Annotated in this window: 12 protein-coding genes; 10 read left to right on the forward strand and 2 right to left on the reverse strand. The window is 59.1% G+C overall.

The features are described 5' to 3' along the window. Positions 1 to 88 precede the first annotated feature (88 nt). Positions 89 to 3,256 carry a ribonuclease E gene (gene rne, locus ACYZT3_RS08320; RefSeq protein ID WP_462031851.1) on the reverse strand — a complete coding sequence of 1,056 codons (3,168 nt, stop codon included), beginning with the start codon at positions 3,254 to 3,256 and terminating at the stop codon, positions 89 to 91. A gap of 700 nt (positions 3,257 to 3,956) precedes the next feature. On the opposite strand from rne, the gene rluC reads away from it, so the two are divergent. The 4 genes from rluC to ACYZT3_RS08340 all read left to right on the forward strand — a co-directional run bounded on the left by rluC (position 3,957) and on the right by ACYZT3_RS08340 (position 7,830). Then, the gene (gene rluC, locus ACYZT3_RS08325) at positions 3,957 to 4,919 is read left to right on the forward strand and encodes a 23S rRNA pseudouridine(955/2504/2580) synthase RluC (RefSeq protein WP_282375700.1); all 963 of its coding nucleotides are present in this window, start codon (positions 3,957 to 3,959) and stop codon (positions 4,917 to 4,919) included. Then, entirely contained in the window at positions 4,906 to 5,568 is a 663-nt protein-coding gene (locus ACYZT3_RS08330; RefSeq protein WP_282375701.1) for an HAD-IA family hydrolase, read from the forward strand. Before rluC ends, ACYZT3_RS08330 begins: the two co-directional genes overlap by 14 nt. A gap of 24 nt (positions 5,569 to 5,592) precedes the next feature. Next, positions 5,593 to 6,582, forward strand: a complete 990-nt coding sequence (locus ACYZT3_RS08335; RefSeq protein WP_462031852.1) for a S49 family peptidase — start codon at positions 5,593 to 5,595, stop codon at positions 6,580 to 6,582. Between the two features lie 189 nt (positions 6,583 to 6,771). Next, on the forward strand, positions 6,772 to 7,830 hold the full coding sequence (locus ACYZT3_RS08340) for an IS110 family RNA-guided transposase (protein WP_282383495.1): 1,059 nt from the start codon (positions 6,772 to 6,774) through the stop codon (positions 7,828 to 7,830). A 396-nt stretch (positions 7,831 to 8,226) separates the two neighbouring features. Here the strand turns inward: ACYZT3_RS08340 and ACYZT3_RS08345 are convergent, their stop codons facing one another. Further along, positions 8,227 to 8,805, reverse strand: a complete 579-nt coding sequence (locus tag ACYZT3_RS08345) for a Maf family protein (RefSeq protein ID WP_462031853.1) — start codon at positions 8,803 to 8,805, stop codon at positions 8,227 to 8,229. Between the two features lie 105 nt (positions 8,806 to 8,910). Here ACYZT3_RS08345 and ACYZT3_RS08350 point away from each other — a divergent pair, with 105 nt between their 5' ends. The 6 genes from ACYZT3_RS08350 (at position 8,911) to acpP (ending at position 12,902) form a co-directional block, all read left to right on the forward strand. Next, positions 8,911 to 9,438, forward strand: coding sequence for a YceD family protein (locus ACYZT3_RS08350; RefSeq protein WP_004371317.1), 528 nt, complete (start codon positions 8,911 to 8,913; stop codon positions 9,436 to 9,438). Between the two features lie 13 nt (positions 9,439 to 9,451). Further along, the gene (gene rpmF / locus ACYZT3_RS08355; protein WP_008152339.1) at positions 9,452 to 9,634 is read left to right on the forward strand and encodes a 50S ribosomal protein L32; all 183 of its coding nucleotides are present in this window, start codon (positions 9,452 to 9,454) and stop codon (positions 9,632 to 9,634) included. Between the two features lie 4 nt (positions 9,635 to 9,638). After that, positions 9,639 to 10,649, forward strand: a complete 1,011-nt coding sequence (gene plsX / locus ACYZT3_RS08360) for a phosphate acyltransferase PlsX (protein ID WP_282375704.1) — start codon at positions 9,639 to 9,641, stop codon at positions 10,647 to 10,649. Between the two features lie 126 nt (positions 10,650 to 10,775). Next, entirely contained in the window at positions 10,776 to 11,714 is a 939-nt protein-coding gene (gene fabD, locus ACYZT3_RS08365) for an ACP S-malonyltransferase (protein WP_282375705.1), read from the forward strand. A gap of 16 nt (positions 11,715 to 11,730) precedes the next feature. Then, positions 11,731 to 12,474 (forward strand): 3-oxoacyl-ACP reductase FabG, encoded by a 744-nt coding sequence (gene fabG / locus ACYZT3_RS08370; RefSeq protein WP_462031854.1) that lies wholly within the window; start codon positions 11,731 to 11,733, stop codon positions 12,472 to 12,474. Between the two features lie 191 nt (positions 12,475 to 12,665). Next, on the forward strand, positions 12,666 to 12,902 hold the full coding sequence (acpP, locus tag ACYZT3_RS08375; RefSeq protein WP_003442511.1) for an acyl carrier protein: 237 nt from the start codon (positions 12,666 to 12,668) through the stop codon (positions 12,900 to 12,902). Positions 12,903 to 12,954: the final 52 nt, after the last annotated feature.

Below are 12,954 nucleotides of genomic sequence, written 5' to 3' on the forward strand. Positions count from 1 at the left end.
ACGATAACGCGGTCCACCTGTTTTACCCGCAGACATAAAAAAAGCCCCGCCTGGATCACCAGACGGGGCTTTTTAATGGCCGATGGAGTCAGACGAGAGGTTTAGGCTCGTGTTCTTTTTCCAGGGCTTGTTCGTGTTGCTCGACCGCTTCCTGTACGGAGCGCGGCGCTTCTTCGATGACCGACTCAGCAGCAGGAGCAGCCTCGACCACTTCAGCAACAACCGGTGCAGGCTCGGCAGCGACAACCGCTTCAACGGGTGCAGCAGCGGCAGTCAGTTCGGCTTCCTTCTGCAGACGCTCGGCTTCACGCTGGCGACGACGCACTTCACGCGGGTCATTCGGCGCACGGCCACTTGGCGTCAGCGCGCTGACAGGGGCGGCTTCGACTTCCGGTGCAGCCACTTCGGCAACAACCGGCGCTTCAACCACCGGGGCAGGCTCGGCAGCAGCAACCACTGGCTCGGAAACCATGGCCTCGGCTTCTGGTGCTTCGGCGGCGGCTGGCTCGGCAACCCAGTTGAACGCGGTTTGCTCTTCGCGAACTTCACGGACAGCTTCGGTCACTGTTTCGGTTGATGTTTCGACAACCGGTTCTGCGGCAACCACTGGCTCAGCGGCAGCTTCAAATACAGGCTGTGCTTCACGAACCGGGGCCACTTCGATTTCCGGAGCAGCGGTGGCTTCGACCGGAGTCGTTGCTTCAACCACTGGCGCTTCCACTGGCGCAGTTTCCAGGGTGGCAGCAGTAGCGCGTTCGGCTTGCTCGTTAGCCTGTGCTTCGGCTGGAGCGCTGATCACGGTGCTGGCAACGGCTGCGGTAACTGCCAGGCCGGCGGCCAGATCGGCAGCGCTTGGCGCTTCGTCGGTGTCGGCAGCTTCGCTACCTTCGGCAGACTCGGATTCTTCCGAACCCTCGATCACATTACCGTTGGCATCACGCTGACGCTCACGACGGTTGCTGCGACGACGCTGACCACGGGAACGGCGGCGTGGACGATCGCCTTCGACGCCTTCCTGACCGTCTTCCTGCAGTTGCTCTTCGTTGGTGATCAGCTCTTCTTCAGCGACTGCGGCTGGGGCTTGTTCTGCACGTGGCTGACGTTCTTCACGCGGTGGGCGTGGAGCACGTTCTTCACGTGGCTGACGAGCTGGACGCTCTTCAGCGGTAGCGGCGGCGGCCGGAGCGCCATCCAGAGGTTCACGCAGTTCACGAACCGGACGCTCTTCACGATCGCCGCGTGGCTTGCGATCTTCGCGAGGAGCGCGCGGTGCACGTTCTTCACCGCGCGGTGCACGTTCTTCACGAGGGGCGCGTGGGGCGCGTTCTTCGCGGGCTACAACAGCTGGAGTTTCTTCGCGTGGTTCACGTGGTGCGCGTTCTTCACGCGGTGCACGTTCCTCACGAGGCTTGCGTTCTTCATCGCGGCGACCGTTACGGTTGCGGCTCTGCTGACGACCGTTGCGACGCTCTTCGTTGCGGGCCGGACGCTCGGCGGCCGGTTTTTCAACCACAACCGGAGCGACTGGCTCTTCCTTGGTCGCAAACAGGCTGACCAGCGACTTCACCAGGCCTTTGAACAGGCTTGGCTCTGGCACGGCGATCGGTGCTGCAACAGGTGCGGCAGCGACGACTTCGGCTGGAACCGGAGCGTTGGCGCGGGCCGGTGCAGTCTTGACCGCGGCTTCCTGGCGAACCAGGGTGCGGGTCGCAGCGGCTGGCTGGACTTCTTCGACGTCGGCAGCGGCAGCAGCGATTTCGTAGCTGGACTGATTGATGCTGGCTTCCGGGCTGTCATCGCGCAGACGCTGAACTTCGAAGTGTGGCGTTTCGAGGTGATCGTTCGGCAGAATGACGATGCGGGCACGGGTGCGCAGTTCGATCTTGGTGATCGAGTTGCGTTTTTCGTTGAGCAGGAACGCTGCCACCGGGATCGGCACTTGAGCACGAACTTCGGCGGTACGGTCTTTCAGGGCTTCTTCTTCGATCAGGCGCAGGATCGCCAGCGACAGCGATTCAACGTCACGGATGATGCCGGTGCCGTTGCAACGCGGGCACACGATGCCGCTGCTTTCGCCCAGCGATGGACGCAGGCGCTGACGGGACATTTCCAGCAGGCCGAAGCGCGAGATACGACCGACTTGCACACGAGCGCGGTCGGCTTCCAGGCATTCGCGGACTTTCTCTTCCACGGCGCGCTGGTTCTTGGCAGGGGTCATGTCGATGAAGTCGATGACGATCAGGCCGCCGATGTCGCGCAGGCGCAACTGACGGGCGATTTCTTCGGCGGCTTCAAGGTTGGTCTGCAGGGCGGTTTCTTCGATGTCGCTGCCTTTGGTGGCGCGCGCCGAGTTGATGTCGATGGACACCAGGGCTTCGGTCGGATCGATAACGATGGAGCCGCCGGAAGGCAGTTCAACGACGCGCTGGAAAGCGGTCTCGATCTGGCTTTCGATCTGGAAACGGTTAAACAGCGGAACGCTGTCTTCGTACAGTTTGATTTTGCTGGCGTACTGCGGCATCACCTGGCGAATGAAGGTCAGGGCTTCGTCCTGGGCTTCAACGCTGTCGATCAGCACTTCGCCGATGTCCTGGCGCAGGTAATCGCGGATGGCGCGGATGATCACGTTGCTTTCCTGGTAGATCAGGAACGGCGCGGAACGATCCAGCGAAGCTTCTTTGATGGCGGTCCAGAGTTGCAGCAGGTAATCGAGGTCCCACTGCATTTCTTCGCTGCTGCGGCCCAGGCCGGCAGTGCGAACGATCAGACCCATGTCGGCTGGCGCAACCAGACCATTCAGGGCTTCACGCAGTTCGTTGCGCTCTTCACCTTCGATGCGACGGGAGATACCGCCGGCACGCGGGTTGTTCGGCATCAGTACCAGGTAACGACCAGCCAGGCTGATGAAGGTGGTCAGGGCGGCGCCCTTGTTGCCACGTTCTTCTTTTTCGACCTGAACGATGACTTCCTGGCCTTCGGTCAGGACGTCCTTGATGTTGACGCGGCCTTCGGGGGCTTTCTTGAAGTATTCGCGGGAGATTTCTTTGAGGGGCAGGAAGCCGTGGCGCTCAGAGCCGAAATCGACAAAGGCAGCCTCAAGGCTTGGTTCGATGCGAGTAATCCGGCCTTTATAGATGTTGGCCTTTTTCTGCTCGCGTGCACCGGATTCGATGTCCAGGTCGTAGAGGCGCTGGCCATCTACCAGTGCAACACGCAACTCTTCGGGTTGAGTTGCGTTAATCAGCATTCTTTTCATGTAGTACCGTCGGTTTCCGGGCTGCCGGAAACGGCGTTCGGCACACACGACTTCTCATGGTCGGTGTCAGGTGCGTCAGGAGTGGTTGGACACTCCAGTGTCTAGCGAACCCCGGCCAATTGGGCCAGCGTCGCGACGTACGCGTCCTGCTTGCTGTGGCTACTTAAGCACTCAGTCAGGAGGAGGAATCAACCAGCGGCTGTGGACGAGATGAAGCGTCTTGATAAAGCCTATTGCTACACAGTCCAGCGGTTGTGCATCTCCACCCTACACGTATCCCTGATAATTCGGGTGCTGCCGCGCGCAGAATCCGCAGCGGGTTGGCATTTACCGTGAGCTCCGAAAGGGGAGGTCACGCATCATGGCTAATTTAGGCGTTGTTTCCGAAGCGTTCGCTCGGGGTTGTTCGTCGCTGACTGCACTTTGTGAACTGGCCGTGAATATTTGCTCGCAAGGCGAGTGAAAACTCTGCTTTGCGGCATGCTTCAGGCCTCATGTCACCTGCGCTCGTTACAACTGCAAACTCTACCGTTTCGTAGCGAAAGCCCCGTAGGACGGCCTCTCGTCCTCGTGAATTGCGTTGGTCAGGGCCGGTTTTTGACCGTTAGTCCGCTGTCCAGGCCACTTTTGGCGGCGTTCGCGACTATAGCAGCAATGATTAAGTGCTTCAATTCCATAAAAAATTGTTATCATTCGCGCCATGACGACTACTGCCCCTTCGACCCCAGCCGTACAACTGCTGGAGGTCTCGCCGGAATATGCCGGCCAACGTATTGATAACTTCCTTCTCGCTCGGCTCAAAGGCGTGCCCAAGACCTTGATTTACCGCATTTTGCGCAAGGGCGAAGTGCGGGTGAACAAAGGTCGGATCAAGCCAGAATACAAGCTGCAGGCGGGCGATATCGTGCGCGTGCCGCCGGTTCGCGTGCCTGAGCGAGACGAGCCTGTGCCACTGGCCCAAGGCCTGCTGCAGCGCCTCGAAGCCTCGATTGTCTTCGAGGACAAGGCGCTGATCGTGATCAACAAGCCTTGCGGCATCGCGGTTCATGGCGGCAGCGGCCTGACTTACGGGGTGATCGAAGCCTTTCGTCAGTTGCGTCCGGATTGCAAGGAGCTCGAGCTGGTTCACCGTCTCGACCGTGACACCTCCGGCCTGCTGATGATCGCCAAGAAGCGCAGCATGCTGCGTCACTTGCACACGGCATTGCGCGGTGATGGCGTTGATAAGCGCTATATGGCGTTGGTTCGCGGTAACTGGGCGGCTTCGATCAAGCAAGTTCGTGCGTCGCTCGGCAAGAGCAATCTGCGCTCCGGCGAGCGCATGGTCGAGGTCGACGAGGAGGAGGGCAAGGAGTCTGTGACCGTGTTCAAGGTCCTGCGTCGCTTTGGCGACTTTGCGACCCTGATCGAAGCGAAACCGATCACCGGCCGGACTCACCAGATCCGCGTCCACACCCTGCACGCCGGGCATTGCATCGCTGGCGATACCAAGTACGGTGATGACGGTTTCAGTAAAGAAATTCGTGACCTGGGCGGTAAGCGCCTGTTCCTGCACGCCTATATGCTGACCGTGCCGCTGCCCGATGGCGGTGAGCTGAAATTGCAGGCGCCCGTGGATGAGATGTGGGCCAAAACCGTGGAGCGCCTGAGTGCACCCCTCTGATTACAAGTTGCTGATTTTCGACTGGGACGGCACATTGGCTGATTCCATTGGTCGGATTGTCGAGGCCATGCATGTCGCGTCCGAGCGCTCCGGATTTCAGTTGTGTGATGATTTTGCCGTCAAGGGCATCATCGGTCTGGGCTTGCCGGAAGCGATTCGTACCTTGTATCCGGACATTGGCGATGCCGAGCTGATCGCCTTTCGCGAGCACTACGCCGATCACTACATTGCGTCAGAAGCCGTGCCTTCACCTTTGTTTGAAGGCGTTTTCGAGTCGATGGAGGTGTTTCGTGCCGAGGGTTATCACTTGGCGGTCGCAACCGGCAAGGCTCGTCGCGGGCTGGACCGGGTGCTGAAGGCGCATGGCTGGGAGGATTATTTCGATATCACCCGCGCGGCCGACGAAACCGCCAGCAAGCCCCATCCGCTGATGCTTGAGCAGATCCTCGCTCACTGCAAAGTTCGCCCGGAGCAGGCGCTGATGGTGGGCGATTCGTCCTTCGACCTGCAGATGGCGCGCAACGCCGGCATGGACTCCGTGGCAGTCAGCTATGGCGCTCAATCGATCGAGGCGTTGAAGCTGTTCGAGCCGCGGCTGGCCATTGATCGTTTTTCAGAATTGCATGCCTGGCTGAATCAGCGGGCTTAATACGTTTTTGCAGGGGTAGAAGTCATGACCGACGAATGGAAAGCGCCCGCCAAGGCGAGCGCAGAGAGCGGTGACGAGAAAAGCTGGAAGCTGCTGGAAAAGACCCTGCTGGCCGGCGTGCAGGAGCAGCGCCGGTCCCGTCGCTGGGGAATTTTCTTCAAGTTGCTGACCTTTGTGTACCTGTTGGGTGCGCTGGTCCTGTTCACGCCGTTGATGGACATGGAGAAAGCCGCCACTCGCAGTGCCCATTACACCGCGTTGATCAACGTGATCGGCGTGATCGCTGACAAGGAGTCTGCCAGCGCAGACAACATCGTCGGCAGTCTGCGTGCGGCTTTCGAGGACGAGAAGGTCAAGGGTGTGATCCTGCGGATCAACAGCCCGGGCGGCAGTCCGGTGCAGTCGGGTTATGTGTATGACGAAATTGTCCGTCTGCGCGGCTTGCACCCGGATACCAAGGTGTACGCGGTGATCTCGGATCTTGGGGCTTCCGGTGCTTACTACATCGCCAGCGCGGCCGATCAGATTTACGCCGACAAGGCGAGTCTGGTCGGTTCCATTGGTGTGACAGCGGCCGGTTACGGCTTTGTCGGCACCATGGAGAAGCTCGGTGTCGAGCGTCGGACTTACACGTCGGGCGAACACAAGTCGTTCCTCGACCCGTTCCAGCCGCAAAAGCCTGAGGAGACTCGGTTCTGGCAGGGCGTGCTGGATACGACACACCAGCAGTTCATCAATAGCGTGAAAAAGGGCCGTGGCGACCGTCTCAAGGACAAAGAGCATCCGGAGTTGTTCTCCGGGTTGGTCTGGAACGGGGAGCAGGCGTTGCCGCTGGGCCTGATCGATGCTCTGGGGAGTGCCAGTTCGGTGGCGCGTGATGTGATCGGCGAGAAAGAACTGGTGGACTTCACCGTTCAGGAATCGCCGTTCGATCGCTTCTCGAAAAAGCTCGGTGCCAGCGTGGCTGAGCATCTGGCGATGTGGATGGGCTTCCAGGGGCCTTCGTTGCGCTGATTCTTCCGGCAGCATGAAAAACCGACCTTCGTGGTCGGTTTTTTACGTCTGCGCGGTCTCTGTAATTGGATGGACTCGCCCAAGCCGAGGCGTCAATGCGCCACGGTGGCAGTCTAAACAGCCAACGACAGCGAGGGCGAGTCCATGAAAAAGCATACTTCGATTGATCAATCCCTGTCTTCTTCCGATTTGTCGGCCTGCACAACTGTGGCGGTCGATCTGGCCAAGCAGGTCTTTCAGGTCGCCGGTGAAGACGTCTTCGGCCAGGTGCACTACGAGCGACGGATCAAGTCGCGCGAGGCGTTTTATGAGTTTCTCCGCCAGTTGCCGCCTCATGTCGTGGTTCTGATGGAGACCGGTCCGGGTGCTCAAGCCTGGGCCCGGCAGTTGCAAGAGCAAGGCAATCTGGCGCGGATTCTTCCAGCCGGTTTGGTGGCCACCCATCGCAGCGGGCCTAAAAATGATCGCAACGATGCGCTGGCGATTCTGCGGGCTGGTCGCGATGAAAAGATCTACGCAGTGCCGGTCAAAAGCGTTGCGGCGCTGGCAATGCAGGCGTTGCATCGCGCCCGCCAAGGCTATGTGCGTCGACGCACGGCGGTGAGTAATCAGATGCGCGGCCTGCTGCTCGAGCACGGCGTGGCCTTGGCGCAGGGCGATGTTGCGATCAGCCAGAAAATTCCGCGGGTACTGGAAGATGCCACCCAGCCGGTGCCGGGCCTGCTGCGTGAACTGATCGACGAACTGTTGGCCGAGTGGCGCCATTTGGGCGAACGCATCAGCGTGCTGACGGGGCGCCTGGAAGTGGCCGCCAACGCCGACATGACGGCGAAGCGACTGATGACTGTGCGCGGCATCGGCCCAGTCACTGCCACGGCACTGGTGGCCAAGGAAACCAAGCCTGAGCGATTTCCCAATGCCCGCAAGTTTGCCGCGTACTTTGGCATGGTGCCTGACCAGCACAGCAGCGGGCAGACGGTCCGGCTGGGGGACATGACCAAGCGAGGCGATGTTTATTTACGCAGCCTGATGATCCAGGGAGCTCATGCGGTACTGCAACAACTACGACCTGATTCCCAGCAACCCGATGACCGCCGCTTGTTGCGCTGGATGAGCCGACTGGGCCGTAAGGAGGCTGCGGTCAGGTTAGCCAACCGCAACCTGCGAATCGTCTGGGTGCTTCTACAGAATGACCAGACTTATCGTCGCCAGGCTGGTGATGGCCAGCAAGCGACGATGAGCCACTGAGCGACAGAGTTCTGCCACCGAGGTACTAACTGTCCGGCCCTTTGCTGAAAAAAAATTGACCCCAGGTAAGACCGGCGTGGATTGATGCCTTAGCTGCTACTGGCCTTCGAGGCCTGACTGTAATCGGCATACCACGAGCTCTTCCAATTTTGGCCAGAAGCCGAAGACGGTTTCCTCGAATAGGCCTAATACATAGATGCAACGGGGCGGCGGTTTTTCAAAAGCGGGTAGACAGTGGGGGCGAGTCCATACATAGCAGCTGGCGAAGCCTGCGTTCGAGTGCGCAGCGCTCGCAAATCAGGAGTGCGAGGTTTACCTGAGCGGTCGCGGCATAGGGTTTGGCGAGCGCTGCGCACTCGAACGCAGGCTTCGCCAGCTGCTACACGATTGCGGTGTTCAGGGGATTTGCACGCCTTCGGCCAGCAGCATGTCGACCAAGCGAATCAATGGCAGGCCTATCAGGCTGGTGGCGTCAGGGCCTTCGGTGCTTTGAAACAGGCTCACCCCTAAACCTTCGGCTTTGAAGCTGCCAGCGCAGTCGTAGGGTTGTTCAGCGTGCAGGTAGCGTTCGATGCGCGATGGGTCGAGTGTGCGCATGTGTACGGTGAAGGGCACGCAGTCGTCCTGGCAGACGCCGGTCTGGCTGTTAAACAGTGCGAGGCCGGTGAGGAAGGTCACGCGGGTGCCACTTGCAGCCAGCAGCTGCTCGCGGGCCTTTTCGAAGGTGTGCGGTTTGCCGATAATCCGGTCGCCGAGCACCGCGACCTGGTCGGAGCCGATGATCAGATGAGCGGGGTGGCTGCCGGCCAATGCGCGTGCTTTTTCCTCGGCGAGGCGCTTTACCAGCTCGATGGCGGACTCGCCCAGGCGATGGCTTTCGTCGATATTCGGCGAGCTGCAGGTAAACGGTAGCTGCAAGCGGGCCAGCAATTCCCGGCGATAAACCGAGCTTGAAGCGAGTAATAAAGGCAGCATGCGCATCTCCAGAAGACAGGCGCGAATTCTAGCGAGGCTTCCAAGTGACGGACAGGGCTGAATTTCCTTTGACATGGCTGGGTGCATCCCTATAATGCTGCGCCTATGTTGAATGACCCGATTCCACCTCACGTTGACCCGCGCAAATTGGCTGATCGTGGCACCACCCTTCAAGGTGAACTGCTGCTGGCCGATTTGGAGAGACTCTGCGACCCGCTTTCCGACACTGTCGGTACGGTGCAGGCTAAATTCGTTTTTGAGCGAGATGAACGTAAGTCTGTGGTAATCCACAGCTTTATCGACACCGAAGTCAAAATGGTTTGCCAGCGTTGTCTTGAGCTGGTCACCCTGCCGATCCATAGCGAATGCAGTTATGCTGTGGTGAAGGAGGGTGCGAATACCCAGTCGTTGCCGAAAGGTTATGACGTGCTGGAACTGGGCGAAGATCCATTGGATCTGCAGTCACTGATCGAGGAGGAGCTTCTGCTCGCCTTGCCCATTGTGCCTGCTCATCATCCGGAAGAATGCCAGCAGCCGGCGGGTCTCGATGAGCCCGAACCGAGCGAGGACGAGGTAACGCGGTCCAACCCGTTCAGTGTATTGGCGCAGTTAAAGCGTGACCCAAACGTTTAGGAGTTAATCAATTATGGCTGTTCAGCAGAACAAAAAATCCCGCTCTGCCCGTGACATGCGTCGTTCGCACGACGCCCTGACGGCAAGCACTCTGTCTGTAGAAAAAACCACCGGTGAAATTCACCTGCGTCACCACGTATCGCCAGAAGGCGTATACCGTGGCCGTAAAGTGATCGACAAGGGCGCTGACGAGTAATCACTTGTCTGCTCAAGTCATCGCGATTGACGCAATGGGCGGGGACTTCGGTCCCCGCAGCATTGTTCAGGCCAGCCTTGCTTGTCTGTCTGCTACACCCTCGCTGCACCTGACCCTCGTCGGTCAACCCTCTCTTCTTGAAGAATTGCTCTCTGGCCAATCGGCTGTGGATCGCTCGCGCCTGTCGATTGTGGCGGCGTCCGAAGTCATCACCATGGACGAAAAGCCTGCCCAGGCCTTGCGCGGCAAGCCCGATTCGTCGATGCGTGTGGCGCTGGAGTTACTGCGAGACGGCAAGGTCCAGGCCTGTGTCAGCGCCGGCAATACCGGTGCGCTGATGGCGTTGTCGCGGTTCGTGCTCAAGACCTTGCCGGGCATTGATCGGCCGGCGATGGTTGCGGCGATTCCGACGCAGAAGGGCTACTGTCAGTTGCTCGATCTGGGCGCCAATGTCGATTGCAGCGCCGAGCATCTGTTGCAGTTCGCCGTGATGGGGTCGGTGGCGGCGGAAACCCTGGGCATCGTTCGTCCGCGAGTGGCGCTGCTGAACATCGGTACTGAAGACATCAAGGGCAATCAGCAGGTCAAGCTGGCGGCAACCTTGTTGCAGAGCGCTCGCGGCATCAACTACATCGGTTTTGTCGAAGGTGACGGTGTGTACCGTGGCGAGGCGGATGTGGTGGTATGTGACGGTTTTGTCGGCAATATCCTGCTCAAGTCCAGCGAAGGCCTGGCGACTATGATTGCCGGACGCATCGAAGCCTTGTTCAAGAAAAATCTCGCGTCGAGAGTGGTCGGTGCTCTGGCATTGCCGCTGATGAAGCGTTTGCAAGCCGATCTGGCGCCTGCGCGACATAATGGCGCGAGCTTCCTTGGTTTGCAGGGGATTGTGGTCAAAAGTCATGGTTCAGCGGGGGTTCAGGGCTTCCAGAGTGCGATTCAGCGCGCCTTGATCGAGATCCAGGAAAACCTGCCGGAACGCATTCATGGTCGTCTGGAGGATTTGTTGCTTTAGGCGTTTTCGTCGGACAATGCTTAAATGTGACCGCTCAGTTCAATTTGCCATCCAACTGTCAGTTTCTTGCGTTCCTCCAAGCGGGACGTCAATTCTCCGACGACAAGATCATTAGGGGCTTGTTACATGTCTGCTTCCCTCGCATTCGTCTTTCCGGGACAGGGTTCGCAGTCCCTCGGCATGCTGGCCGAGTTGGGCGCGCAACATCCGGTTGTCCTCGACACTTTCAAAGAAGCTTCCGATGCTCTGGGTTACGACCTGTGGGCACTGACCCAGCAAGGGCCGGAAGAGCAACTCAATCAAACCGATAAAACCCAGCCGGCCATTCTGACCGCCTCGATTGCCTTGTGGCGTCTGTGGCTGGCTGAAGGCGGCGCGCGTCCGGCTTATGTTGCCGGTCACAGCCTGGGCGAATACAGCGCTTTGGTCGCCGCAGGCAGTCTGAGCCTGGGCGACGCGGTGAAGCTGGTTGAGCGCCGTGGTCTGTTGATGCAGGAAGCCGTTCCGGCCGGGCAAGGTGGCATGGCCGCCATTCTCGGTCTGGACGATGCTGATGTGCTGGCAGCCTGTGCCGAAGCGGCGCAAGGCGAAGTGGTCAGTGCGGTCAACTTCAACTCCCCTGGCCAGGTGGTCATCGCCGGTGGCAAGGCAGCGGTCGAGCGCGCCATCGAAGGCTGCAAGGCCCGTGGTGCCAAGCGCGCCATGCCATTACCGGTCAGCGTGCCGTCCCATTGCGAGCTGATGCGTCCAGCGGCCGAGCGTTTCGCCGAATCGATCGCAGCGATCGACTGGCAGGCGCCGCAGATTCCCGTGGTTCAGAACGTCAGCGCCAGCGTGCCGGCGGATCTGGAAACCCTCAAGCGCGATCTGCTTGAGCAGCTTTACAAGCCTGTACGCTGGGTCGAATCGGTTCAGGCGCTGGCTGCCGCAGGTGCTACCCAATTGGTCGAATGCGGCCCTGGCAAAGTGCTGGCGGGTCTGAACAAGCGTTGCGCCGAAGGCGTGTCGACATCCAACCTCAATACCCCCGACGCCTTCGCTGCCGCCCGCGCAGCGCTGGCCTGAATCAGGAGAAGCCTGCATGAGTCTGCAAGGTAAAGTTGCATTGGTCACCGGCGCGAGCCGCGGTATCGGCCAGGCTATCGCCCTGGAACTGGGTCGTCAGGGCGCCATCGTCATCGGCACCGCGACCTCCGCCTCGGGTGCCGAGCGCATTGCCGCTACCCTGAAAGAAAACGGTATTCAAGGCACTGGCCTGGAACTCAATGTCACCAGCGACGAGTCCGTTGCTGCGGTACTGGCGAGCATCACTTCGCAGTTCGGTGCGCCGGCGATCCTGGTCAACAATGCCGGCATCACCCGCGATAATCTGATGTTGCGCATGAAAGATGACGAATGGCATGACGTTGTCGATACCAACCTGAACAGTCTGTTCCGCCTGTCCAAGGGCGTTTTGCGCGGCATGACCAAAGCCCGTTGGGGACGAATTATCAGTATTGGCTCGGTTGTGGGTGCCATGGGCAACGCAGGCCAAGTAAACTACGCAGCCGCCAAGGCCGGTCTGGAAGGTTTCAGCCGTTCACTGGCGCGTGAAGTCGGTTCGCGTTCGATTACGGTAAACTCGGTGGCTCCTGGGTTCATCGACACCGATATGACCCGCGAACTGCCCGATGCACAGCGTGAAGCCTTGCAGACGCAGATTCCGCTGGGCCGTCTGGGGCAAGCTCAAGAGATCGCGTCTGTGGTCGCTTTTCTTGCATCCGACGGTGCGGCTTATGTTACTGGGGCTACAATCCCGGTGAACGGCGGGATGTACATGAGTTAAATGTGACGGGTTGCTTCAAAAAAATGTCATACGAGCTGTCTAAAATCCGTTATAAAGCTGCAATCTATTTATAGGCAGAGGGCCGCCGGGTTTGAGGAGTGAAGCTTTCAGTTGAAAAACTGAAAAGTCTTTCTATACACTTACCCACTGGCCAGCTGCCTGAATTTGTCCATTAGGAGTGAAAACAAGGTATGAGCACCATCGAAGAGCGCGTCAAGAAAATCGTTGCTGAGCAACTGGGCGTTAAAGAAGAAGAAGTGGTCAACACTGCTTCCTTCGTTGAAGACCTGGGTGCCGACTCCCTTGACACCGTTGAGCTGGTGATGGCTCTGGAAGAGGAATTCGAGACCGAAATCCCTGACGAAGAAGCTGAGAAGATCACTACTGTACAAGCCGCAATCGATTACGTTACTAACCACCAGGCTTAATAGCTTGTAATCGTTGCTTGCTGTCATGGAAAAACCGCACTGCCATCACGGC

This window comes from Pseudomonas sp. MDT1-16 (genome assembly GCF_054898115.1).